Here is a 627-nt window from a genome sequence, read left to right on the forward strand (position 1 = left end):
AGCGGCGCCCGGTGCGGCGGCAGCGGGTGCGGCGGCAGCGGGTGCGGCGGCGGATTCGACCGCAGGAGCCGGGTCGGCGGGGATCGCGGCCGTCGCCCAGCCGTCGCCGTCGGTCGAAGCAGCGGAGGGAGCGGAACGATCGGAGGGAGCAGGAGCCGGCGGGGCTTCGGTGGCGGCGCGTTCGGCCTCGGGGGCGACGGCGCGCGGCTCCACTCGGGCGATGTACTTCACCCGCAGGCCGAGGACCTGCTGGATCGCCTGCCGCAGGTGCTCGCTGACGCCCGGCTGCCCCGCGGTGCCCGGCATCTTGAACGACTCGACGTCGTTCTGGCTCGGGAACGAGAGCGTGAGCACGTCGTCCTTGAGCGCCCGGACCTGTGCCGTGTAGGCGACCAGCCAGGCGGTCATCTTGGCCTTCTGGACGACCTCGAGGATCTCGGGCCACGTGTCCTTCATGCGCTGGAGGGTGACCGGCGCGTCATCGGAGGACGCCTCCGCGGTGCTGGCGGCAGCGGGAGTGGCGGGCTCCGCTCCCGGCGGGACGGGAGCCTCTGCAGGCGTCGGCATCCCCGTCGCCATCCCGGGCCGCACGCCCTCGGACGGCGCGGCGTCGGCCGGCGCGGGCTC

Annotated in this window: 2 pseudogenes; one reads left to right on the forward strand and one right to left on the reverse strand. The window is 75.3% G+C overall.

Features of this window, described 5'->3' with window-relative positions:
• Positions 1-456, reverse strand: a pseudogene (locus ACH61_RS15770) (DNA polymerase III subunit gamma and tau); the annotation flags it as partial.
• Between ACH61_RS15770 and ACH61_RS18750 the strand changes: the two are divergent.
• Positions 446-627 (forward strand): annotated as a pseudogene (locus tag ACH61_RS18750) (hypothetical protein); the annotation flags it as partial. The pseudogenes ACH61_RS15770 and ACH61_RS18750 overlap by 11 nt on opposite strands.

Source organism: Rathayibacter tanaceti (genome assembly GCF_001634385.1).
GTDB lineage: Bacteria > Actinomycetota > Actinomycetes > Actinomycetales > Microbacteriaceae > Rathayibacter > Rathayibacter tanaceti.